General features: G+C 66.9%; 3 protein-coding genes. All 3 read left to right on the plus strand.

From position 1 onward, the window contains the following. Positions 1 to 30 precede the first annotated feature (30 nt). The gene (locus tag FVW27_RS03565; RefSeq protein WP_167122792.1) at positions 31 to 3,495 is read left to right on the plus strand and encodes a DEAD/DEAH box helicase; all 3,465 of its coding nucleotides are present in this window, start codon (positions 31 to 33) and stop codon (positions 3,493 to 3,495) included. Positions 3,496 to 3,673: 178 nt separating this feature from the next. Next, on the plus strand, positions 3,674 to 4,714 hold the full coding sequence (locus FVW27_RS03570) for a DUF805 domain-containing protein (RefSeq protein WP_167122788.1): 1,041 nt from the start codon (positions 3,674 to 3,676) through the stop codon (positions 4,712 to 4,714). 560 nt (positions 4,715 to 5,274) lie between these two features. After that, positions 5,275 to 7,388, plus strand: a 2,114-nt coding sequence (locus FVW27_RS03575; protein WP_167122790.1) for an FAD-binding and (Fe-S)-binding domain-containing protein, incomplete at its 3' end; no start/stop codon positions are given.

The raw sequence follows: 7,388 nt of genomic DNA on the forward strand, positions 1-7,388 counted from the left end.
CTCGACGCGGACAACCCCGTACGCGACTACATCACCGCGCTGCTGGGCTCGCCCTTCGGGCGGCAGGTTACCCATCACCGCGCCCTGCCCGCGCGCGAGGCCGCCCACGCCCCCAATCGCCGCCCGTGGCCCAAGGCCGTCCGCGACATTCTGGCCCGCAACGGTATCGACGACCTGTACACCCATCAGGCCCGCGCCACAGACCTCATCCGCGCCGGGCGGCACGTTGTCGTCGCCACGCCCACGGCCAGCGGCAAGACCTACGTGTACAACCTGCCGGTGCTGGAGCGCTTTCTGTCCGACCCGGACGCCCGCGCCCTGTACCTGTTCCCGCTCAAAGCCCTTGCGCAGGACCAGCTTTCCACCTTCACCGGCCTTACCGCCGCCTGGCCCGCCGATGCCCGCCCCCGCGCCGCCATCTACGACGGCGACACCACCGACCATTTCCGCCGCAAGATCCGCCAGAACCCGCCCACCGTGCTGCTGACCAACCCGGAAATGCTGCATCTGGCCATCCTGCCGCACCACCAGCAGTGGACCAGCCTGCTGGCCTCGCTGGCCTACATAGTGGTGGACGAGGTGCACACCTACCGGGGCGTGCTGGGCGCGCACATGGCCCAGGTGTTCCGCCGCCTGCTGCGCGTGTGCGCCCGCTACGGCGCGCACCCCACCTTCGTGTTCTGCTCCGCCACCGTGGGCAACCCCGGCGAACTGGCCGCCAACCTCACGGGGTTGGGGGTGCCCGTTGATGCTGTGAAGATTGAAGGAATGGAACGGGGAGGGGACCCTTTGCGGCAGCCGTTAGGTGAGCTTGCGAACCTTACGGACAGGGACCGCAACGCGCGGATGGCGTCCGCAGAGCGTGAAAGGGTCTCCTTCCCTCACCCCCCCTTTCCCCCAAAGTTTTCAAATGAGGCTGCACACGCATCCCACCCCACCGGAATCAGTGGGCACGAAGTGCACGCTGATTCCGCAAAAGGGGTTAAGGGGGCGCGGCCCCCTTACGGGGGTGCAGGGGGCAGCGCCCCCTGCAATATCGACGTCATCACCGAAAGCGGCGCACCGCAGGGCCTGCGGCACTTCGTGTTCGTGAACCCGGACGACAGCCCGTCCACGGCGGCCATCCAGTTGTTGCGCGCGGCCCTGGCGCGGGACTTGCGCACCATCGTGTACTGCCAGTCACGACGCATGACGGAGTTGATCAGCATGTGGGCGGCGGAAAAGGCCGGGCCGTACCGCGACCGCATCAGCGCCTACCGCGCCGGATTCCTGCCGGAGGAACGACGCGACATCGAGGCGCGCATGGCCGGGGGCGACCTGCTGGCGGTCATTTCCACCAGCGCGCTGGAACTGGGCATCGACATCGGCGGGCTGGACCTGTGCATACTGGTGGGCTACCCCGGCACGGTCATGTCCACCCTGCAACGCGGGGGCCGGGTGGGCCGCGCGCAGCAGGAATCGGCGGTGATCCTGATCGCCGGGGAGGACGCGCTGGACCAGTACTTCGTGCGACACCCCAACGAATTCTTCGACCGGCCCGCCGAGCACGCCGTGGTCAACCCGGACAACCCGGTCATTGCCAAGCGGCACATCGAATGCGCCGCCGCCGAACTGCCCCTTCCTGCCGACGAGCCGTGGCTGGCCGCGCCGGGCGCCGCAACCGCGCTGGCGGAACTGGAAGCCGAAGGGCTGGTGCTGCGCAGTGCCGACGGCACCACGCTGCTGGCCGCGCGCAAGCGACCCCACCGCCACGTTGACCTGCGCGGCAGCGGCAGCACCTTCACCATCGAGGACGGCGACGGCTCCATCATCGGCAGCGTGGACGGCCACCGCGCCTACCGCGAAACCCACCCCGGCGCGGTGTACCTGCACCGGGGGCGCAGTTGGGTCATCACCCGGCTGGACCCCGGGGCGCAGAAGGTGGTGGCGGAACAGGCCCGCGTGTCGTGGTTCACCCGCGTGCGCGCCAACAAGACCACGGAGATCCTCGACATCCACGACCAGTGCGTGGCCTGCGGCACCCGCGTGTTTCTGGGCAAGCTGCGGGTGACGGAAACCATCACCGGCTACGAGAAGCGCAGCGTCTCCGGCCAGCGCCTGCTTTCCGTGGTGCCGCTGGACGCGCCGCCCTTCGTCTTCGAAACCGAGGGGTTGTGGTTCGAGATTCCCGACGCCGCACGCATCGCCACCGAGAACGAACTGCTGCACTTCATGGGCGCCATCCACGCGCTGGAGCACGCCGCCATCGGCATCCTGCCGCTGCTGGTCATGACCGACCGCAACGACCTTGGCGGCATCTCCACCCCCATGCACGCGCAGGTGGGCCGACCCGCCGTGTTCATCTACGACGGCCTGCCCGGCGGGGCCGGGCTGACCCGCGCCGCCTTTGCCGACGCCGACGCGCTGTTCCGCGCCACCCGCGCCGCCATTGCCGAATGCCCGTGCGAAACCGGCTGCCCCTCGTGCGTGCATTCGCCCAAGTGCGGCTCCGGCAACCGGCCCATCGACAAGGCTGGCGCGCTGTTTCTGCTGGACCGCATGGCCCGCGGCACGCCGGAATCCGACCCGGTGCAGCCCGGGCTGGAGCAGGGTGGGAAGCAGGGAGAAGAGGGGAACATGTTTGAAGAAAGGGTGGGTGATAAGAGCCGGGGCGCTGCCCCGGACCCCGTTGGGGGATTATATATCCCCCAAACCCCCTTTCTGCGTCCGGAAGCCGCTGGCCGTTCCGGCCACCACCTTCCGGACGATGCCGGGCATCACGATTTCCAGTATATGGAAGAAAAGAACGGGCGCCACGGTTCCAGTCCCATCGGGCGCGCCGCTGTCACCAACATGGTTTCGGAACACACTGCCACGGCACACGCCCCCAAGGAGCACCCCATGACCACATCCCCCCGCGACGCCGGGCCGCTGCTTGCGTCACCAGCGGCAGGCAAGACGGAAGGAAAGAGCATCGCCCCCGTGGGCCGTTACATGGTGCTGGACGTGGAAACCCGCCGCGCCGCGGCAGACGTGGGCGGCTGGAACCGGGCCGACCGCATGGGCGTGAGCGTGGCCGTGCTGTACGACGCCGCCGACGATTCCTACACCCCCTACGAGCAGGACGCCGTGCCCGAAATGCTCGACCGCCTGCGCGCGGCGGACCTTGTGGTGGGCTTCAACATCTCGCGCTTCGACTACGCAGTGCTCTCGCCCTTCGCCCCCTACGACCTGCACACCCTGCCCACCCTGGACATGCTGACCAAGGTCAAGGACCGCCTGTCCTACCGCATCTCGCTGGACAATCTGGCCCAGGCCACCTTCGGCACGCCCAAATCGGCGGACGGCCTGCAAGCCCTGCAATGGTGGAAGGAACAGCGCCTCGACCTCATCACCGAATACTGCCGCAAGGACGTGGAAATCACCCGCGCCCTGTTCCTGCATGGCCGCGAAAAGGGCTACCTGCTGTTCACCAACAAGGCCGGGCAGGCCGTGCGGGTGCCTGTGGCGTGGTAGATTGTCCGCGCCAGTGCGGCGCAGGTCCGGCATGTCCGCGATACTTTGTGGATATGCAACAGATGCTGATCAATCTGCCCAGTCCCGTTTCGTACTTCCCCCCGCGCGATATCACACCATTGATACTCTGCCGCATCCGCTGCTATGCAACAGCGAATCTTTGCGTGCGGAGGCTCCCATGGCCGTCTTGTTCTCGTTGTGTGCCCTGTGCCTGCTGATATGGCTGGTGTTCTTCCGCAGGCAAGCCGCCTCCGACCAGGAGATCATGAGCGTGGTGGTGGCCTTGCGCGCCCGTCTGCTGCCCTTGGCGGAGACGGAAGGCGACACCGCCGACAATCTTGTTAACCTCGATCTCTCGCAGTACCGCTCCGGCACCGTGGCCCTGGCCCAGCCGCTGCCGCCCAGCGACATCCTTGATTTCTTCGAGCAGACCGGCACCACCGATCTTGCCCGCGATGCCCTGCGCGACATGCACATGGGCAGGCTGCTCAACCTGCTGCTGTTCTACGCCCTTGCGCACGGGCGCATCAAAGGGGTGCGCACCAACGGCAAGGACCGCGCCCTGTTCGACCTGCTGGCCCGGCACGGCCTGCTCACCCCGGACAACCACACCCTTGTCCACGACAAGGTCATCCGCATTGCCCTTCGCTCGTTCTTTCACCCGCGTGGGGACCGGCGCTTTCTGATTCCGTGGATCGCACAACACCACGCTGACGACTTCCACCAGGCCCTGCATCTGCGCAATGCCGAAGTGCTGGCCGCCATCATCGAACGCTTCGATGCGCGCCCCCTGCTCCCCATGGACAACTTCGAACAGCATGAGGCGCGCCGTACCCACGACTGGCGCATCCTGTACAATCTGCCGCCCGAACGGCTGCGCCACGGCAAGCCCACCGGCTTCTGGCTGCTTGCCGTGGAACCGGTGCGGCTGTTCTGCATGATTCACGGTCGGGCGCGCCGCAAGGAATACTGGGGGTTCACCCTGTTCACTATCCTGTTCGGCGTAATCACGGGTATTGCCGACGCGCTGATGCATCTGGACCTGGTGAACTACACCTCGCTGCTGTGGGTGTTGCCCAACATTGGCTTGGGGTTTCGGCGCATGCACGATATCGGGCGCAACGGAGGGTGGATGTTCGTGCCAGTGGTAAACTTGGTGATGGCCTGCATCCCCGGCCTGCCGGAGGCCAACATGTACGGCCCCAACCCCAAGGCCTGAGCGGGGGCACTTCCGGCCTGCGCGATCCTTCCGGCGCGGGTCGCGCATGAGCGCCATTGCCCTGCCCATTGGTTCCCACTGCCTTGCCGACCGCCTTGCGGTCGATGTGCCGCCACCCCCGCCCAGCCACGGGGCGCTGCCTGCATTGCTTGCGCGCCTTCCACCCTGGCCTGTTCCCCTTCCATTCCGTCCATGCCCGTTCCGTGTCCGTTTCGTGTCCGTTTCGCGTACCATCCCGTCGGCACTTCCCGCCCCCGCCGCGTGAGCGCCCACCCCTTCGCGCCTTGCCCCTTCCCACGTCCGTGCCCCCGTGCTAGGGTGGAAATTCCCGGAGTCCCGCGCACCGTCACGCACCGGGCATGGCGGAACGTTATACTTGTCCGCCATCCCACCAATACCTCATGACATATGCACGGCCCGTTCCGGCCCCGCCGCGTCTGTCCGACCCGGAAGCGCGGCATGACGGTCGCGTGGCGCGCCATCGGACATGGCGCGCGAAACGGCCACAGACACACTTCCGCCCCAAAGGCTGCCCGCCAACCGCCCAACAGGAGGCATGCATGCTCCCCGCTGCGTACCAGGCATTTCTGAAGGAACTTCTGGAATTCATTCCCCGGCGCAACGTGTTCACCGATCCCTTGCGCACCCTGGCCTACGGCACCGACGCCAGCTTCTACCGGCTCATCCCCAAGATCGTCGTGGACACCCACAACGAGGACGAGGTGGTGGGCGTCATCAAGCTGGCCAACAGGCACCGGCTGCCCATGACCTTCCGCGCGGCGGGCACCAGCCTTTCCGGCCAGGCCGTGACCGATTCCATCCTGGTGCGGCTGGGCGACGGCTGGCGCAAGTACGCCATCTTCGACAACGCCACCAAGATCCGCCTGCAGCCCGGCATCATCGGCAGCCACGCCAACCGGCTGCTGGCCGAGTTCGGGAAAAAGATCGGGCCGGACCCGGCCTCCATCGACACCTGCAAGATCGGCGGCATAGTGGCCAACAACGCCAGCGGCATGTGCTGCGGCGTGGCCGAGAACAGCTACAAGACGCTCAGCCACATGCGGGTGGTGTTCCATGACGGCACCGTGCTGGATACGTCCGACACCAAGAGCCGCGCCGCCTTCCAGCGTACCCACCCGGAAATAGTCAACGGCGTGGCCGCCATGCGGGCGCAGATCATGAACAAGCCGGAGCTGGCCGACCTGATCACCCGCAAGTTCAAGATCAAGAACACCACCGGCTACAGCCTGAACGCGCTGGTGGACTTTGCCGATCCGTTCGACATCATCCAGCACCTCATGGTGGGTTCGGAAGGCACCCTCGGCTTCATCAGCGAGGTGACCTACCACACGGTGACGGAACACGCCCACAAGGCCTCGGCGCTGGTCATCTTTCCCACCATCCGCGACGCGTGCGAGGCCACCATCATCCTGCGCCAGCAGCCCGTGTCCGCCGTGGAAATGATGGACCGCGCCTCCCTGCGTTCGGTGGAGGACAAACCCGGCATGCCGGACGGGCTGCAAGGCCTGCCTGCTGACGCCGCCGCCCTGCTGGTGGAAACCCGCGCCGCCGACAAGGCCACACTGGACGACCAGATCGCCCGCATCACCGCGTCCATAGACACCATCCCCAAGATCCGCCCGGTGGCCTTCACCGACGTGCCCGCCGAGTTCGGCACCCTGTGGAACGTACGCAAGGGCCTGTTCCCCGCCGTGGGCGCGGTACGCAAGGTGGGCACCACGGTCATCATCGAGGACGTGGCCTTCCCCATCGCCTCGCTGGCCGACGCAACGCTGGAACTGCAAACCCTGTTCGCCAAGCACGGCTACAGCGAGGCCATCATCTTCGGCCACGCCCTGGAAGGAAACCTGCACTTCGTGTTCACGCAGGACTTCAACACCCAGGCCGAGGTGGACCGCTACCGCGCCTTCATGGACGACGTGACGGCCATGGTCGTCGGCACCTACTCCGGTTCGCTCAAGGCGGAACACGGCACCGGGCGCAACATGGCCCCGTTCGTGGAACTGGAGTGGGGGCGCGACGCCTTCCTGCTGATGCGCGAACTGAAGAACCTGTTCGACCCGTACGGACTGCTGAACCCCGGCGTCATCATCAACCCGGACGCGGAAGCGCACATCCGCAACCTGAAGCCGCTGCCCGCCGCGCACACCATCATCGACAAGTGTATCGAATGCGGCTTCTGCGAACCCATCTGCCCGTCCAAGGACGTGACCTTCACCCCGCGTCAGCGCATCGTGGGCTGGCGCGAAATATCGCGCATGAAGGCGGGCGACGAAAAGTCCGGCCTGCTCAAGCAGCTGTTCTCCGGTTACGACTATCTGGGCGACAACACCTGCGCCACCGACGGACTGTGCGCCACGCGCTGCCCGGTGGGCATCAACACCGGCGCGTTCATCAAGGAACTGCGGGCCGACAAGGTTGGCCCGCGCGCGCAGAAGGCGGCGGACTGGGTGGCCCGCCACTACGGCGGGGTGTGCCGCAGCGTGTCCGTGGCGCTGACCGGGGCAGACCTGCTGCACCGGGTGCTGGGCACCGACGTCATGGACAAGGGCGCGCACTTCCTGCGCGTGGTCTCGCTGAAAAAGGCCCCGCTGTGGACGCGGGCCATGCCCACCGGCGCATCGGCCCCGGCGCACGCCCCGCGCGGGCCGGT

This window comes from Nitratidesulfovibrio liaohensis, from assembly GCF_011682075.1.
Taxonomy (GTDB): domain Bacteria; phylum Desulfobacterota; class Desulfovibrionia; order Desulfovibrionales; family Desulfovibrionaceae; genus Cupidesulfovibrio; species Cupidesulfovibrio liaohensis.

Bases quoted from the DNA above. Each gene is read 5' to 3' on its own strand.
- FVW27_RS03570 (WP_167122788.1), top strand. From the start codon at position 3,674: ATGGCCGTCTTGTTCTCGTTGTGTGCCCTGTGCCTGCTGATATGGCTG.